The organism is Euzebyella marina, assembly GCF_014855515.1.
Classification (GTDB): domain Bacteria; phylum Bacteroidota; class Bacteroidia; order Flavobacteriales; family Flavobacteriaceae; genus Euzebyella; species Euzebyella marina.
On sequence record NZ_JACYFK010000001.1, the window covers coordinates 330131 to 345424 of the forward strand.

Below are 15294 nucleotides of genomic sequence, written 5' to 3' on the forward strand. Positions count from 1 at the left end.
ACGCCCCTGCCCTTTCATGTTATCCAAGACGAGATAGGCTCACCTAATTCGGGTTGGCCAAATAACAAAAAAAATATTAGTTGATGAAATTAAACAAGAACTTTTATCGCATTTCACCACGAAGGGAAGTTTCAAATACGGTTTTGAACAATTTTGGGGAAATCTCGCTCCCCAGAAGGTACATCAGCTTGGTAATGGCGGCCTCGGTCGTTATATCTTTACCATTGATAACTTGGGCACTTTGAAGGTGTTTGCTTGTCTCATATCTTCCCATCACCACAGAACCTCCAGAGCATTGCGTAACGTTCACAACCTGCACACCTCTTTCTGCGGCCAAATTCAGGGCGTTACTCAACCAAGGCTCTGTAGGGGCATTTCCTGAACCGTAGGTTTCCATTACTAGGGCCTTTAAACCCGGAATATCCAAAACACTCCTCATTACCTTCTCAGACATATTGGGAAACAGTTTCAAAATAGCCACATCATCGCTCATTATTTTATGCACCTTGAACTTTTTACTACCCGAGTTACCCAATAAATTATCACGGTATACTTTCAAATGCACCCCCGACTCAATCAAGGGCGGGTGGTTTAACGATGCGAAGGCCTGAAAATGCTCTGCATTAATCTTGGTAGTTCTGTTGGCCCGGTAAAGCTTATATTCAAAATAAAGCCCTACTTCTTGAACAACCGGCTGACCGTTCTCGGTCAGGGCGGCAATTTGCACTGAAGTTATAAGATTCTCTTTGGCATCGGTTCTTAGGTCACCTATTGGAAGTTGTGAGCCAGTAAATATTACCGGCTTTGCCAAATTTTCTAGCATAAAGCTTAACGCGGAAGAAGTATAACTCATGGTATCACTACCATGCAGAACTACAAAACCATCATATTCATCATAATGTGCCTCGATCAAACTGGCGAGATGAATCCAGTGCCGAGCGTTCATATTAGAAGAATCAATAGGCTTATCAAAAGATACCGTATCGATTTTACAATCAAGCTGATTCAACTCGGGTATTCGCTTCAACAACTCACTAAAGTCAAATGCCTTTAATGCACCTGTTTTGTAATCTTTGACCATACCAATGGTACCGCCCGTATAAATCAACAAAATTTTAGTTGCTCCGCTCAAAACATCATCCTTAAATTCCAAAAACAGTTTTGGAGTTTTCTGTAGTTACGTTCGCTACTTCCTCAATCGACACCTTATATATATGCGAAAGTTTTTCGGCCACGTTAACCAAATAAGCACTTTCGTTTCTTTTGCCCCTAAAAGGTGTTGGGGCGAGGTAAGGAGCATCTGTCTCCAAAACAATCTCAGAAATAGGTATTTCATTCAAAAACCTATCTATTTTACCATTTTTAAAAGTGACCACCCCACCTATTCCCAACTTCATATTATAAGACAATGCTTTCATGGCTTGATCAACGCTACCCGTAAAACAATGAAAGATACCGTGAAGTTCGTCATCATGACACTCTTCCAGAATTTCAAATATCTCATCAAAAGCTTCCCTACAGTGTATAACAATCGGCAGATGATAACTTTTGGCCAACTCGATCTGCCTTTTAAAAGCATCTTGCTGTTGTTGCAAATAGCTTTTATCCCAATAAAGATCGATACCTATTTCACCTACAGCATAAAACTTGCGCTTAGCGAGCATCTCCTCTACATGAGACAATTCATTTTCATAATTATCCTTAACATGGGTGGGATGCAAACCCATCATCAAGAACATATTCTCTGGGTACTCGGCCTCCAATTTCAACATAGCATCGGTATATGTCGAATCTATAGCAGGTATGAAAAAACGTTCGATACCACGTTCAAAGGCCCTTTGTATCATCTTATCCCGGTCTTCATCAAATTGCTCACTATACAAATGAGTATGTGTATCTGTCAAATTCATGGCGCAAAAATAGCCTTATCTTTAGTATCTAGAAACTATATCTCATTTTATGGCCCATATGACACGGCCGTCAAGCCTTTAACCTATCTTTGCTTCTTTTTAAATAAGTTGCATCAATATACTTAGCTAGGCTATGGCATCATTAAAAAGTTTTTTAACTAAGAAGGATTATTCCCGAATAAAACTCGAAGTAACCGAGACGAACCATTTTGAAATTACCGCGAAAATTAATGGCATATTGGGCAGGTTCATTCTTGATACGGGCGCCTCTAATACCTGTATCGGATTTGATAAGGTCGAGCATTTTAAACTAAGCTCTGAAGAATCGGAAATCAAAGCAGCGGGAGCAGGAGGCACCAACCTAAAAACACTTATTTCCCTAAAAAACAAGATAGAAATCGGCGAGTGGAAGAAAAGGAAAACCAAAATTGTACTTTTCGACCTAGTTCATGTCAACGAGGCCCTTACCGCTCACAATGTTTTACCAGTAGATGGTATTATCGGGGCAGATGTGCTTAAAAAAGCAAAGGCCATTATTGACTATGATAAATCTTGTGTGTATCTAAGGAAGAAATAATTCTTCTCACTAAAAATAAAAAGGCCGGGCCGCACATGTGCGGCCCGGCCTTTTTTAATGAATCTATATCTTAAAGCTCTAAGGCTCTTTCTAAATTACCGCTCATCAATAGCTCCTCCGGATTTTCAAGTGCTTCTTTAACAGCAACCAAGAATCCAACGGATTCCTTACCATCAATAATTCTATGGTCATAGGACAAAGCCACGTACATAATAGGAGCAATCGCAATAGCGCCATCTCGAACGATTGGGCGCTCTACAATATTATGCATACCTAAAATAGCACTCTGAGGCGGGTTGATAATCGGCGTTGAAAGCATTGATCCAAAAACCCCACCATTGGTAATAGTAAAAGTACCTCCGGTCATCTCATCAACAGTTATCTCGCCTTCTCGAGCACGAATGGCCAAACGCTTAACTTCGGCCTCGACACCCCTAAAACTTAAGTTCTCGGCATTTCTTATAACAGGCACCATCAAACCTTTAGGCCCGGAAACAGCAATACTAATATCACAGAAATCATACGAAATCATTTCTTTGCCATCTATCATAGAATTTACAGCAGGAAATTCTTTCAGGGCACGAACTACGGCCAAAGTGAAAAACGACATAAAACCAAGGCTCACCCCGTGCTTTGATTTAAAATCTTCTTTATACTTAGAACGTAAATCAAAAATAGGTGACATATCGACCTCGTTAAAGGTGGTCAACATCGCTGTATCATTCTTAACGGAAACCAAACGCTCGGCAACCTTTCTTCTCAACATCGAAAGTTTCGAACGGGTCTCACCTCTACTCGCACCCGATGGGCTGCCCATAGACGGTACCGCCTTCACGGCATCGTCCTTAGTTATTCGACCATCTTTACCACTTCCTTTAACAGAAGAAGCTTCAATGCCTTTTTCGCTTAAAATTTTCTTTGCCGCCGGTGAAGCTACACCAGAAGCATATGTTTCCTTAGCCTGCGCAGGCTGAGGAGCTTTTTCCCCCTCGCTTTTCGAAGAGGCTTCTTGCTCTTTTGCCAAGTCTTTCTCAGCCTTAGCACCCGAACCTTCATCGCCTCCGCCCATGGTACTGTCCGCTCCATCACTTGCTCCTTCTGGTTTGGCGGCATCGGTATCAATTAGGCAAACCACTTCGCCAACAGCTACTGCATCGCCTACTTCGGCCTTCAAAGTAATGATTCCACTCTCTTCTGCCGGAAGTTCAAGAGTTGCTTTATCAGAGTCCACTTCGGCAATGGCCTGGTCCTTTTCGACATAATCACCGTCTTCGACCAACCATTCGGCTATCTCAACCTCGGTAATCGATTCGCCCGGAGATGGAACTTTCATTTCTAATATCATGCTATTCTTATTTGCTGTGTTATTTTAGTTACTATTCTTTTAGAGGAAAAGCTATAATTAGGCTTTCGCCTCCTCTTTTGGTTTTGGGGTGGGTTTCGACATATTGTCTTTTGATTTATCGAAAACATAGTCAATTACTTGCTGATGCCTCATTTTTGACCTTACGGCACTACCGGCAGCAGGGGAAGCGTAGAATCTTCTGGAAGCTACCCTAAATTGTTGCGACTCCGGAAAATGCATCATCAAATGGCTCCAAGCGCCCATATTGCGAGGTTCTTCTTGCGCCCACACAATATCATCGGCATTTTCGTATTTCGAAATAATCTCTTTCATCTGTTCCGTCGGTAACGGAAACAACTGCTCAACACGAACCAAGGCCACATCATTTCTTGAATGCTCTTCTTTTGCTGCCAACAAATCATAGTAGAATTTACCGGTACAGAAAACAAGTGTTTTAACCTCTTTTGCCTTCACATTCGTATCATCTATTACCTCTTGGAAACTTCCGTTCGCCAATTCATCTACCGATGAAACAGCCTTCGGATGACGTAAAAGACTTTTTGGCGTAAAAATGATCAGTGGTTTTCTAAAGTTCACCTTCATCTGCCTTCTCAAAATATGGAACATTTGGGCAGGAGTACTCACATCGGCAATGTACATGTTATCGCGAGCACATAGCTGCAGATATCTCTCCATACGGGCCGAAGAGTGCTCGGCCCCCTGACCCTCGTAACCATGTGGCAATAACATTACGAGACCGTTCTGTAGCTTCCATTTATCTTCTGCAGCAGAAATATACTGATCAATCATGATTTGGGCACCATTGCTGAAATCGCCAAATTGGGCTTCCCAAATTGTCAAAGTATTCGGGCTCGCCATGGCATAGCCATAATCAAAACCAACTACACCATATTCGGAGAGTAACGAATTATAAATTTGAAACTTACCTTGGTCTTCAGAAATGTGGTTTAAGAGCATCACCTCTTCTTCACTCTCTTCAACCTTCATTACCGCATGACGGTGCGAAAAGGTACCGCGCTCAACATCTTGACCTGACATTCGAACCCCGTAACCTTCAGAAAGCAATGTGCCGTAGGCCAACAATTCACCCATGGCCCAATCTAAAGTTTGGGTTTCGAAATACATTTTTTTACGATCTCTTACCAATTTTTCAACCTTACGCAGAAATTTTTTACCCTCTGGCAACTCAGTAATCACCTTGGCTATTTCAGTAAGTTTTGATTCTTCAAAACTGGTGTCGACCTTGTCCATCATCTCCCATTCGCGCACATTGGAAAAACCTTTCCATTCGTCGGCCATAAATGGGGTAATCTTCGTTTTGTCCTCTTTTCTGGAATCTTCCAGCTCTTCTTCTAAAGACGCCTTATATTCTTCTTCCAGTTTCTTCACATATCCCTCTTCGATTACGCCCTCTTGAATCAATTTCTCGGCGTAAATATCTCTGGGATTAGAGTGCTTGGCAATAGCCTTATATAGTTTTGGCTGCGTAAATCGCGGTTCATCACCTTCGTTATGCCCATATTTTCGATAGCCCAATAAATCTAAAAAGACATCTCTATTGTAACGCATTCTATATTCAAGCGCAAACAATGAGGCGTGTACAACCGCCTCGGCATCATCAGCATTCACATGTAGTACCGGGCTTAGAGTGACCTTACCAACATCGGTGCAATAGGTAGAAGTTCGCGCGTCTAGATAGTTGGTAGTAAAACCGATTTGGTTATTTACAACGATGTGAATCGTTCCGTTTGTTTTGTAACCATCCAAGGTCGCCATTTGAACAACCTCATAGACCAGACCTTGACCTGCAATGGCAGCATCGCCGTGAACAACAATAGGCAATACTTTAGAAAAATCTTCAGGAAAATGAGTGTCTTGTTTAGCCCTTGTAATACCCTCAACCACAGCACCTACAGTTTCTAGGTGTGATGGGTTCGGAGCGATATTCATTTTAATTCGTCTACCGTTATCGGTTTTTCTTTCGGATGTCCATCCCAAATGGTATTTAACATCACCATCAAATATCTCTTGCTCGTAATCTTTACCGTCGAACTCGCTAAAAATATCTTTGGCGGCTTTACCAAAAATATTCGTCAGAACATTAAGACGTCCCCTGTGGGCCATACCCATAACAAATTGCTCGACACCCAACTCAGCCGCTCTTTCTACAACAGCATCCAAAGCAGGTATTAACGATTCGTTACCTTCTAACGAAAAGCGCTTCTGACCAACATATTTTGTGTGCAAAAACCCTTCAAAAGAAACTGCTTGATTCAGTTTTTTGAGGATTCTCTTTTTGTGCTCTACATCAAACTTTGGGTGATTATCATTAACATTCAACCATTGCTGAATCCACTCAATGCGTTCCGGGTTTCTAATGTACATGTATTCAACCCCAATGGCATCGCAATAGATACGCTGCAAATGATCGATTATATCGGCCAAAGTACTGGCGCCAATACCAATTATCTCACCAGCATTGAAAACAGTGGACATATCGCTTTGGGAAAGTCCGAAATTCTCAATTTCGAGGGTTGGCTCATACTTTCTTCTCTCTCGAACCGGATTGGTTTTGGTAAATAGATGTCCGCGGCTTCTATAACCATCAATCAATCTAATTACCTGAAACTCTTTTTGTAAAGAATTAGGAACTTCAACCGCTTGCCCATTTTGAGATACCGAACCATTAACCAGTTCAGATACATCAAAATCTTCCAAAGCGAGTTCAGACCCAAAGTCGAAACCCTGAAAAAAGGCCCTCCAACTGGGCTCTACACTATCGGGGGCTTTAAGGTACTTGTCATATAAATCCGCAAAAAATGCAGTGTGTGCGGCATTTAGAAAGGAATATTTATCCATAAAAGATATCTGTCGTGCAAATAAAATTAGAACCTGCCCTTGACCGAATACTTAACAAGATCTGACTTTTCAACAGCCCACGGTTCGAAAATGCTATCGCAAAAGCGAACCAAAAGCATTGATATTGTGAAACATGTCAAAAAATCTTGGTGTTGTATAAAACCAAAGATAAGCTCATACAAAAATACAATATTTCCCATATTTGGGAGATATTATGAACACTCATTAATAAAAAACAAAGATAACGATCAAAAAACTACCCGATTGTTGAAAACGTAAAAAAATTGTGTTAATCGAAAGCTAAAGTGAAGCTTGACAAGAACAATGAAACCTAATTTTCAATCCGTTCAGCTATAATGACTTTTTAGCCACACTTTTTGATGCTCTCTTTCAAGAATTAAATGGGTTACTTGTTCTGCCACATCGACCACATCGGTAACATTGATTTTCTTGAAATCGCGCTCAGGCACATCGATAACATACAAAAGATTCAGATACTCCGAGAAGCGTTCCATAATCAAATAGTAAACTTTTTCATGAAGTACCTTGCAAAGGTCGGAAGGATCAATACCGACCATCAAATCAACATTGATATTGGCCAAAACAAAATCTTTCTGAAGTTGGGCCACCAACTCGTCGTATAAAGCCTCGTGAACTGTTTTTTGCAAGAGCTCAAGAGATTTTGAATAATCTATCGCCATAACCAATCTACGAAAATGCAAGGCATACGGTTTTTAACAAAAGCCGTAAGATTTTGACCAAAGATAATAAGGTGGACTTAAGACCTAATTTTTTGTTCCCAGTCCCAAGCCGACTTCATGGCCTGATCTAAAGAATATTGAGCTTTCCATCCCAGAACCTCGTTCGCTTTTTTGGTATCGGCGTAGGCTTCGGTAATATCTCCCGGTCTACGACCCACAATCTTATAATTGAGCTTTTCGCCCGAAACCCTTTCAAAACTATGAATCACCTCAAGAACAGAACTACCTTTGCCCGTACCTAGATTGAACACCTCGTAATTCTTTTCGTTCTTCTTGTTCAACAATCTTTTCAAGGCTTGAACGTGCGCTTTGGCCAAATCGACTACATATATATAATCACGAACGCAGGTGCCGTCTTCCGTTGGATAATCATCTCCAAAAACCGAAAGCTCTTTTCTGATTCCAACCCCGGTTTGCGTAATAAAAGGAACTAAATTTTGGGGGACCCCCATGGGAAGTTCTCCGATTTTAGCACTAGGGTGCGCACCCATAGGATTAAAATAGCGAAGGGCTATTGCATTTAATTCAGGTGTTACTTTACATGTTTCACTAATAATCTCTTCACCTATCTGTTTGGTATTGCCATACGGCGATTCGGCCGCTTTAACGGGTGCATCTTCCGTAATTGGCATTTGATCAGCCTGACCATAAACGGTACAGGAAGAACTAAAAATAAAATTCGAATTGTTCTTTTTAGAAAGCTCTTTCAGCAGATAAACCAACGTACCTATATTGTTTTCATAATACAAAAGAGGTTTCTCAACACTTTCCCCAACGGCCTTCGATGCGGCAAAATGAATGACCCCTCCAATATCTTCATGCCGTTTAAAAAAGTCTTCTACCTTCTCTTTTTCCTTTAAATCAATTTTTTCGAACAAAGGCTTCTTACCGGTAATATCGGTTATTCCTTTAAGAACATCTTCGGAAGAATTGGAACAGTCATCAATAATCACGACATCAAAACCATCGTTTTGTAATTCTACGACGGTATGGGATCCAATAAAACCTAATCCCCCGGTAACAAGTATTTTCATATGAGTATTATTTGGCGAAGCTATTTTTTGAGGAAATGTATATTATTTACTTAGAAACTTTATGATTGTTTGGACAATGTATTCAATTTGTTCGTCATCTAGTTCGGTATGCATCGGTAAAGAAATGACTTCATCGACCAATTGGTTGGTGACCTTAAAATCACCTTTATTGTATCTCTCGTCTATATAAGCCTTTTGCTTATGCAAAGGTATAGGATAGTAAATACCAAAAGGAATTCCCTTTTCGGAAAGGTGAGCCGCCAATGCATCGCGTTTGCCATTTGTAATTCTCAAAGTGTATTGATGAAAAACATGGCAACTGCACGAACCTAGTTCGCAGTCACATTTAGAAACCACTTGAGGAACAATCACATCATTGACACCATTAAAGGCTTGGGAATATTTTTCGGCGGCATTTCTCCGCCTTGAACAATATGCATCTAAATGGGGTAGTTTCGCTCTCAAAACCGCCGCCTGAATAGAATCTAAACGCGAGTTGACACCGACCACATCATGATGATATCTCTCGTACATACCATGATTGACAATACCTCTTAAAGTATGCGCCAAATCATCATCGTTTGTAAAAATAGCGCCCCCATCGCCATAAGCTCCCAGATTCTTTGATGGGAAAAAGGAGGTAGCCCCAACATGACCAATCGTACCTGCCTTTTGCTTATCTCCATTGTCAAAAATATAATCGGCACCAATGGCTTGGGCATTATCTTCGATGACCAAAAGATTATGTTTTTTGGCCAACCCCATGATGGCATCCATATTAGCGCATTGACCGAAAAGATGAACGGGAACAATAGCCTTTGTTTTTGGAGTAATGGCCCTTTCTATGGCCTCTACATCAATATTGAAAGTATCCGGGTAAACATCGACTAGCACGGGAGTCAACTGCAGCAAGGCTATTACCTCAACGGTCGCCGCAAAAGTAAAATCGGCAGTAATCACCTCATCACCAGGTTTGAGCCCAAGACCCATCATAGCAATCTGTAAAGCATCGGTACCATTGGCACAAGGTATAACATGTTTCACGCCCAAATAATCTTCCAACTCCCTCGAAAAGGCATGCACATCAGGCCCGTTGATAAAAGCCGAAGTTTCTAGAATCGTCTCTATAGATTGATTAATCTGATCTTTTATGCCTTGATACTGACCTCCGAGGTCGACCATTTGTATTTTCTTCATGTAAACCTATTATGAATGCAGCCACAAAAATACGAAACCAAGAACTAACAAATTCTTACAAGAAATGTAATTTAGCCTAAAATATAGACCTGTGCATTTTATCTATAATGTATTCGCCCAACTGTCTTGGCACTTTCTGAAGATTGTTGCCCTTTTCAACCCTAAAATCAAATTATTTGTTGAGGGAAGAAAGAACACCTCGACCATTCTGGAAAATAAGCTTGGCCCAAATGACAAGAATATCTGGATTCATGTCGCGTCACTCGGAGAGTTCGAGCAAGGCCTACCCATAATTGAAAAAATAAAAAGTGACCACCCCGATCACAAAGTTGTGGTTACGTTCTTCTCCCCCTCAGGTTACGAGGTCAAAAAAAATTCATCAGTTGCAGATGTCATTTGTTATTTACCAATAGACACAAATGAAAAAGCATCCTCTTTCATAAAAAAAGTGAACCCCCGACTGGCAATTTTTGTCAAATATGAAATATGGCCGAATTACCTGAAAATTCTGCGAGACCATCAGGTTCCTTCCATTTTAATTTCTGCCATCTTCAATGAAAATCAGATTTATTTTAAATCCCATGGCTCATTCATGAGAAAAGCCCTCAAAAGCTTCTCACACTATTTTGTTCAAGACCCTGCCTCAAAAGAATTACTAAAAAGCATCGGCATCAGCAACTGCACAGTGAGCGGGGATACGCGCCTTGATAGGGTTTCCGAAATTTTAGAACGCGACAACTCGCTCGATTTTATGAAATCATTTAAAAAGGACAAGTTATGTTTCATAGCAGGCAGCACATGGCCCGAAGACGAAAACATCATTATTGATTATATCAACCACACCCCTAGAAATATTAAGTATGTATTAGCACCACATACCATCAAAAGCGATAAAATTTTAGGCTTGGCGGGAGCTCTTTCAAAGAAAACCATCCTCTACTCTAAAATGGAAAACAACAATCTTGGCGACTACGAGGTTCTTATTGTCGACCATATTGGCTTACTTACCAAAATTTACAGCTATGCCGATATTGCCTATGTGGGGGGAGGATTTGCCACAGGCCTTCATAATACTCTCGAACCAGCTGTGTTTGGCATTCCGGTAATTATTGGCCCTCATTTTAAGGGTTTCAACGAGGCGGAAGACCTAGTCGCCCAAAAAGGAATTCTTACCATAAACGACAAATGGACATTCGGGGAAACCATGAAAAAACTTTTGGAAAACAACGAGTATCGACTTAGAACTGGGGCCATTAATTCAAATTACATCTCTAAAAATAAAGGAGCTAGTCATCAAATAATGAATTATATCTCCTCCCAACTATCTTCTGATAATCGATAAAGCGGATTTTCTTTATAGGAAGGCTACACTATCAAATTCTTAATTTCACTGTTATTTTTTTGTTAGCTTTATTGCCACCAACAAAACTTAACTATGAATTCTAAAATTTTAAGGATTTCCCTTATAGCTGCCTTGGCCGGCTTTTTATTCGGCTTTGACACCGTTGTCATCTCAGGTGCTGAAAAAAAACTTCAACTTTTATGGAACTCTTCCGATGCTTTTCATGGCTCGGTGGTCATTGGTATGGCCTTGTGGGGTACGGTTATCGGAGCTATTTTCGGCGGCATACCGACCAACAAAATAGGTCGCAAGAACACCTTGATTTGGATTGGTATTCTTTATTCCGTCTCGGCCATCGGTTCGGCCTTTGCCAATGACCCTTACACCTTTGCCGTAGCTCGTTTCATTGGCGGTTTGGGCGTTGGGGCTTCAACGGTCGCAGCACCTGCATATATCTCTGAAATTGCCCCCGCAAAAGACCGAGGCAGACTTGTAGGCTTTTATCAATTCATGCTGGTATTGGGTATACTACTTGCCTTTGTCTCCAATGCTGCTTTGAGCAATGTAGGTGAGAACGATTGGCGATGGATGGTCGGCGTAGAAGCCTTTCCGGCAATAATCTATACTTTGTTTGTTATTACGGTACCAAAAAGCCCTAGATGGCTGCTAACCAAAAACAGAGATGCCGAGGCAAGAGAGATTTTAAATTCAGTAAGTCCGGAACTGACACTGGAAACCATCAAGGAAGAAATGGCCGACGACATAGGCAAAGAGAAGGCCTCTGAAAGTATTTTTATGTCGAAATATCGCTTTCCACTGATATTGGCATTCTTAATAGCCTTTTTCAATCAGTTTTCGGGTATTAATGCCTTTCTCTATTATGCACCGCGAATTTTTGAGGCAGCAGGCCTTGGCGAAAGCACTGCACTTCTTAGCAGCATCGGTATAGGCATCACCAATTTAATCTTTACGTTGGTCGGTATCTTCTTGATCGACAAGTTGGGAAGAAGGCAATTGATGTACATTGGGTCTGCAGGCTATATTATATCATTATCTTTAGTTGCAGCAGCTTTCATTCTAGAATGGCAAGGAATGGCCGTGCCTATCTTCCTGTTTATATTCATCGCCTCGCACGCTATTGGTCAAGGCTCTGTTATTTGGGTATTTATTTCAGAAGTTTTCCCTAATCATTTAAGAGGTGCTGGTCAGTCTTTTGGCAGTTCTACCCATTGGGTACTAGCGGCAATCATACCCTCGATGGTTCCTTTTCTCTTTACAAAGGTCGGACCAGGACCGGTATTCGCCTTTTTTGCATTCATGATGGTGTTGCAATTGTTATTTGTCAAATTCATGATGCCCGAAACCAAGGGTGTTTCTTTAGAGGAGCTAAGCAAAACACTAAGTGGGAAAAAGCCCTAAAAAAGAAACCTTCCTTAATTTTAAAATCGACTAAAAAACGTTTTTACGATTCACAAGGACCCAGGGCGTAAACAAATAACTTCCTCAAAAACAGTTTTGTAACATAATATTTGTTAACTTTAAGTAAACATCAACTATTATGGAACAAGAACTACCCATCGGAGTTAAAATGCTTAATCTCTTTCTGAGAATTATGGTCGGCTGCTTGGTTTTTATTCTTGCCGCTATTCCTGTCGCTCTTATTTTAGACATTATTGGCATTTTTGATTAACAAAAGCTGAAATCACAGCCAACATTATTTCTTAATCTTATTTCAAATAATTTATAATTGGGCCCCATAAATCAGGGGCTTTTTTATTGGGTAAGATTTCAGTAAACGTCTAAATCAACTTTTAAACTAAATTTTTAACTAAAACATTTTACTAAACGTTTTCGTTTTTAAGAAATTCTTTACGTTTGAACTGTATTTTTGACACAACATTAGAAGAACAAGTAAAATCTGGAATGATACAGGTTATTAGGGAGAAAAAAGAATGGAAAAGATGTATCAACACCTTTCCACATCACGATTTTTACCATACTTATTCTTACCACGAGCTTTCTAGAAAGCAGGATGAGGAACCAATTCTTATTTCTTACGAAGAACCGCAAGGCTTGGTAGCCTTACCCTTATTGGTAAGACCGATCATTGGTACGCCTTATAAAGATGCTACCTCCGTTTATGGCTACGCTGGCCCGCTGGTGATGAAACTGAAACCTTCTTTTAACAATAAAAAATTCAAAGAAGAGTTGATTGCTTTTTTAATGCAAAACCATATCATTACTATTTTTTCCAGATTGCATCCTTTTATAGAACATCAAGACGAAGTTCTAGAGGGACTTGGCGAAATAACCAATCCAGGTTTTGTGGTCAATATTGACCTCACCCAACCCATCGATATTCAAAGGCAAAATTATGGTAGTCGGTTAAAAACGTATTTGAACAAGGCTCGAAAGACCTGTTCTGTATATAAGGGCACTACCGAGGATGATATTCAAGAATTCATTACGATTTATCATGAAAACATGGATCGAGTGAACGCCAATGAGAGTTACTTTTTCGATGAGCGGTATTTTTACAAACTTTTGCTAAGTTCTGAGTACGAAACCGAGTTGTTGCTTTGTAAAATTGACGAGACCGATGAAATAATTGCCGGTGCCATTTTTATATTAACCGACGACATCGTACAATACCATCTTTCCGGGGCCAAAACCGAGCATTTAAGTTTGGGCGGAATTAAATTGATTATAGACGAGATGCGCCTTCGAGCTAATGACATGAACTATAAATTCTTTAATCTCGGAGGAGGTAGAGCAAATAGAGAAGATTCGCTTATGGCCTTTAAATCGAGTTTTTCGAAAGATTTGATGCCTTTTAAACTATGGAAGTTCATTGTCGACCAAAAAATTTATGACAAGCTGATAGAGCAAGAATTAAAGCGTTTACGCAATTCTATGACAGACAAAGACCTAGAGTACTTTCCTGCGTATAGAATACTTCCCCAAATATCCAATTAACCATGATTAAAGGCAATCCCTTTTTATCTGACACCTTCAGCGGTGTTTGGAAAAAACATTTTTATACAAATGGAAAGGTAAAGAAACCCGAATTTCTTGCACCCCTTACCTTTGCAAAGCACCCTTCGTTACCCGTGTGGCACAATATGGGAAGTACGTTGACAAAAGGTATCGATTACCAAGTGAACTTAGGTAACCGACCCAACGAAATCAATGACACCTACCTGATTTTTGACGTTCCTAGCTATTTTAATGTTGAAAAATCAGAATCGAACCAAATCGGTTTTTTAAGTAGTAAGCAATATCCTGGATATCTTATAGATCTCGATACGTTTACAGACTTTCAGCAGTTTATGCAAAAAACTTTTAGCAAAAGCAGTCGTTATAAACTCAACAAATACAAGAGAAGGCTGGAAGAGTGTTTTGACATTAGTTATAAGATGGTATGGGGCGATGTTGAAAAGAAAGAGTACGATGAACTATTCGAGTCATTCAGAAATCTTCTGGAAAAACGTTTTGACGATAAAGAAGTATACAATAATAACCTTGATGCTACTGAATGGAACTTTTACAAAGAAGTCGCCTACCCCCTACTTTTAGATAAAAAAGCGGCGCTTTATGTTATTTATGACCAAAACATACCTATTGGGGTAACCCTCAACTATTTTTCAAAGGAGATTATTTTCGATGCCATTACGGTTTTTGACATCGATTATGCCAAGTTTCATTTAGGTTCCGTAACCATTATGAAACTTATAGAATGGGGGTTGGAAAACAACTTTAAAATATTCGATTTTTCTAAGGGTCATTTCGAATATAAAACAAGATGGGCTACCAGAACCTATGATTTCGAATATCACATTTATTTCAACAGGAAGTCTATAAAATCAAAGCTAACCGCCAACAGCGTCAAGAAATTTTTCGACCTTAAACAAAATTTGCGCGAAAAGAACCTGAACGAAAGACTTCACAAATTAACCTATGGTCTAAAGAACCAAAAGAAGGATAAACCAAGCACTCCGGGCTATACCTTTATCGAACTTGAAAATACGGTCTCTACTGACAATCTTGATTTAATCACCCTTGAAAAGCAAGAGAACAACTACCTTAAGACAATCGCTTTCGAATTTTTGTATCTGAATAATGAATGCATGAAAAACCTTAAAATATTTAAGGTGGAACATAATGAAATGGACTATTTGTTCGTTGGCAATCTTAAACAGACAGGAGTGCAAATGTCAAAACAACAAGCCTAACCTAAAACCTTACCCT

General features: G+C 40.0%; 13 protein-coding genes. 6 read left to right on the forward strand and 7 right to left on the reverse strand.

Annotated features, from left to right (window positions below):
- Positions 1–103 precede the first annotated feature (103 nt).
- Positions 104–1132, reverse strand: coding sequence for an asparaginase (locus IL356_RS01270; RefSeq protein WP_121847594.1), 1029 nt, complete (start codon positions 1130–1132; stop codon positions 104–106).
- A gap of 10 nt (positions 1133–1142) precedes the next feature.
- A complete protein-coding gene (locus tag IL356_RS01275) occupies positions 1143–1910 on the reverse strand; it encodes a TatD family hydrolase (RefSeq protein WP_121847593.1) in 768 nt (255 codons plus the stop codon).
- A gap of 133 nt (positions 1911–2043) precedes the next feature.
- Between IL356_RS01275 and IL356_RS01280 the strand changes: the two genes are divergently transcribed.
- Complete coding sequence (locus IL356_RS01280; protein ID WP_121847592.1) at positions 2044–2487, forward strand: retropepsin-like aspartic protease family protein; 444 nt, start codon at positions 2044–2046, stop codon at positions 2485–2487.
- A gap of 70 nt (positions 2488–2557) precedes the next feature.
- Here the strand turns inward: IL356_RS01280 and odhB are convergent, their stop codons facing one another.
- From odhB to IL356_RS01305, 5 genes are all read right to left on the reverse strand, one after another.
- The gene (gene odhB, locus IL356_RS01285; protein WP_121847591.1) at positions 2558–3832 is read right to left on the reverse strand and encodes a 2-oxoglutarate dehydrogenase complex dihydrolipoyllysine-residue succinyltransferase; all 1275 of its coding nucleotides are present in this window, start codon (positions 3830–3832) and stop codon (positions 2558–2560) included.
- 57 nt (positions 3833–3889) lie between these two features.
- Complete coding sequence (locus IL356_RS01290; RefSeq protein ID WP_121847590.1) at positions 3890–6712, reverse strand: 2-oxoglutarate dehydrogenase E1 component; 2823 nt, start codon at positions 6710–6712, stop codon at positions 3890–3892.
- A gap of 347 nt (positions 6713–7059) precedes the next feature.
- Positions 7060–7434, reverse strand: coding sequence for a hypothetical protein (locus tag IL356_RS01295; protein WP_225621364.1), 375 nt, complete (start codon positions 7432–7434; stop codon positions 7060–7062).
- Positions 7435–7490: 56 nt separating this feature from the next.
- The gene (gene galE / locus IL356_RS01300) at positions 7491–8507 is read right to left on the reverse strand and encodes a UDP-glucose 4-epimerase GalE (RefSeq protein ID WP_121847588.1); all 1017 of its coding nucleotides are present in this window, start codon (positions 8505–8507) and stop codon (positions 7491–7493) included.
- A 42-nt stretch (positions 8508–8549) separates the two neighbouring features.
- On the reverse strand, positions 8550–9704 hold the full coding sequence (locus IL356_RS01305; RefSeq protein ID WP_121847587.1) for a DegT/DnrJ/EryC1/StrS family aminotransferase: 1155 nt from the start codon (positions 9702–9704) through the stop codon (positions 8550–8552).
- A 91-nt stretch (positions 9705–9795) separates the two neighbouring features.
- Between IL356_RS01305 and IL356_RS01310 the strand changes: the two genes are divergently transcribed.
- The 5 genes from IL356_RS01310 to IL356_RS01325 all read left to right on the forward strand — a co-directional run bounded on the left by IL356_RS01310 (position 9796) and on the right by IL356_RS01325 (position 15278).
- Entirely contained in the window at positions 9796–11046 is a 1251-nt protein-coding gene (locus IL356_RS01310; protein ID WP_121847586.1) for a 3-deoxy-D-manno-octulosonic acid transferase, read from the forward strand.
- Between the two features lie 93 nt (positions 11047–11139).
- Positions 11140–12465: a sugar porter family MFS transporter gene (locus IL356_RS01315; protein ID WP_121847585.1), complete on the forward strand. Its 1326-nt coding sequence runs from the start codon at positions 11140–11142 to the stop codon at positions 12463–12465.
- A 139-nt stretch (positions 12466–12604) separates the two neighbouring features.
- A complete protein-coding gene (locus IL356_RS20225; protein ID WP_262688943.1) occupies positions 12605–12736 on the forward strand; it encodes a hypothetical protein in 132 nt (43 codons plus the stop codon).
- A 233-nt stretch (positions 12737–12969) separates the two neighbouring features.
- Positions 12970–14022: a peptidoglycan bridge formation glycyltransferase FemA/FemB family protein gene (locus IL356_RS01320; RefSeq protein WP_121847584.1), complete on the forward strand. Its 1053-nt coding sequence runs from the start codon at positions 12970–12972 to the stop codon at positions 14020–14022.
- A gap of 2 nt (positions 14023–14024) precedes the next feature.
- Positions 14025–15278: a GNAT family N-acetyltransferase gene (locus IL356_RS01325; RefSeq protein ID WP_121847583.1), complete on the forward strand. Its 1254-nt coding sequence runs from the start codon at positions 14025–14027 to the stop codon at positions 15276–15278.
- Positions 15279–15294 lie beyond the last annotated feature (16 nt).

Bases quoted from the DNA above. Each gene is read 5' to 3' on its own strand.
- IL356_RS01325 (WP_121847583.1), top strand. From the start codon at position 14,025: ATGATTAAAGGCAATCCCTTTTTATCTGACACCTTCAGCGGTGTTTGG.
- IL356_RS01305 (WP_121847587.1), bottom strand. From the start codon at position 9,704: ATGAAGAAAATACAAATGGTCGACCTCGGAGGTCAGTATCAAGGCATA.
- IL356_RS01315 (WP_121847585.1), top strand. From the start codon at position 11,140: ATGAATTCTAAAATTTTAAGGATTTCCCTTATAGCTGCCTTGGCCGGC.
- IL356_RS01275 (WP_121847593.1), bottom strand. From the start codon at position 1,910: ATGAATTTGACAGATACACATACTCATTTGTATAGTGAGCAATTTGAT.
- IL356_RS01320 (WP_121847584.1), top strand. From the start codon at position 12,970: ATGATACAGGTTATTAGGGAGAAAAAAGAATGGAAAAGATGTATCAAC.
- IL356_RS20225 (WP_262688943.1), top strand. From the start codon at position 12,605: ATGGAACAAGAACTACCCATCGGAGTTAAAATGCTTAATCTCTTTCTG.
- odhB (WP_121847591.1), bottom strand. From the start codon at position 3,832: ATGATATTAGAAATGAAAGTTCCATCTCCGGGCGAATCGATTACCGAG.
- IL356_RS01290 (WP_121847590.1), bottom strand. From the start codon at position 6,712: ATGGATAAATATTCCTTTCTAAATGCCGCACACACTGCATTTTTTGCG.
- galE (WP_121847588.1), bottom strand. From the start codon at position 8,507: ATGAAAATACTTGTTACCGGGGGATTAGGTTTTATTGGATCCCATACC.
- IL356_RS01280 (WP_121847592.1), top strand. From the start codon at position 2,044: ATGGCATCATTAAAAAGTTTTTTAACTAAGAAGGATTATTCCCGAATA.